A 1,221-nucleotide genomic window follows, 5' to 3' on the forward strand; every position below is an offset into this window, starting at 1 on the left:
TGTCTGAAACTTTCGGTGGATGGCTATAATTGAAAAAGCAGAATTTCGGTTTGTCGATAATATCGCTACCCCCACCCCGGCCCTCCCCCGCTGCGGGCTTCGCCCTGCGAGGGAGGGGGAATTTCGCTTTTACCCGCAGACTCTAAACAGGCTCTTAAACCTGCTGCCAAATGGTTGTTATGGTGCCGCCGCAAGGAAGCGTTCTACGGTCGCGGCGATGTCTTTTGCCTGGGTGATGGCAGAGATGACGGCGATGCCGTCTGCACCGGCGCGGTAGATGGCGGTGGCGTCTGCCGGGGTGATGCCGCCGATGGCGACCAGCGGGCGGGTGATGCCGCCCGCGCGGGCAGCGCGGATGGTGTCAATGCCGACCGGGGCGGCGGCGTCGGCTTTGGAACGGGTAGCGAAGACGGGGCCGAGGGCGAGGTAGTCCACGCCATTTTGCCGCTGGCTGTGCTCAAGGTCGGCAAGGCTGTGGTTGGAGAGGCCGAGGGCGATGCGGCCGCGGCAGAGGGCGACGGCTTCGGCGACCGGCATATCGTTCTGACCGATGTGGACGCCATCCGCGCCGAGGGCGAGCGCGAGGTGGACGTCGTCGTCAAGGTAAAACGGCACGCGGTAATGGCGGCAGCGGTCGCGGCAGTCGCGGGCGAGCTGTTCGCGTCGCGCCGGGTCTTGCAGCGCGTGCACGCCTTTTTCGCGGTACTGGTAGCAGGTGATGCCTGCGCGCAGCGCGGTTTCGAGGACGGCAAGCAGGCGCGCTTCCGGCGTGGTTTGTGGCAGGTGGCGGCAGTCCTGGCTACCGGTGACGAGGTAGAGACGGAGGGTGGTGCGGTCAATCATGGGTACTCCAGGGTTTGCAGGGGGTTGGGATGGTACGGGCGGGTGGGTAATGCGGTCGCAGGTTTGTGTTTACATACAGATGGAGCGCTCAGGTGTATGTAAACGTGAGTTTGAAGGACACCGTGTACGCCGCTAGTGTGTGTGCTATTCGGCGGGATAAGCCCCTCTCACTCTGGGACTGGGACAGCTCGCGCAGCGACAAGCATTGCTTGCGAAGCAAGAGAGAGGTTGGGGTGAGGGCAGCAATCAATTGAAAAATTGGAATTTCGGCTCATCAATAATATCGCTCACCCCCTCCCCGACCCTCCCCCGCTGCGGGCGCTGCGCGCCCTGCAGGGGAGGGGGATATTCGCGGTCGCTGACGCGGATGGTTTGCTG

The 1,221-nt window shown here is 63.1% G+C and carries 1 protein-coding gene; it reads right to left on the bottom strand.

Going from position 1 to position 1,221, the window contains the following annotated elements; translation table 11 throughout:
• Positions 1-177: 177 nt before the first annotated feature.
• Positions 178-843 (bottom strand): thiamine phosphate synthase, encoded by a 666-nt coding sequence (gene thiE / locus ACO54Z_RS03650; RefSeq protein WP_485995800.1) that lies wholly within the window; start codon positions 841-843, stop codon positions 178-180.
• Between the last annotated feature and the right edge of the window lie 378 nt (positions 844-1,221).

The organism is Cardiobacterium sp., assembly GCF_057314735.1.

Coding starts and splice junctions, on each gene's coding strand:
- thiE (WP_485995800.1), bottom strand. CDS start 843: ATGATTGACCGCACCACCCTCCGTCTCTACCTCGTCACCGGTAGCCAG.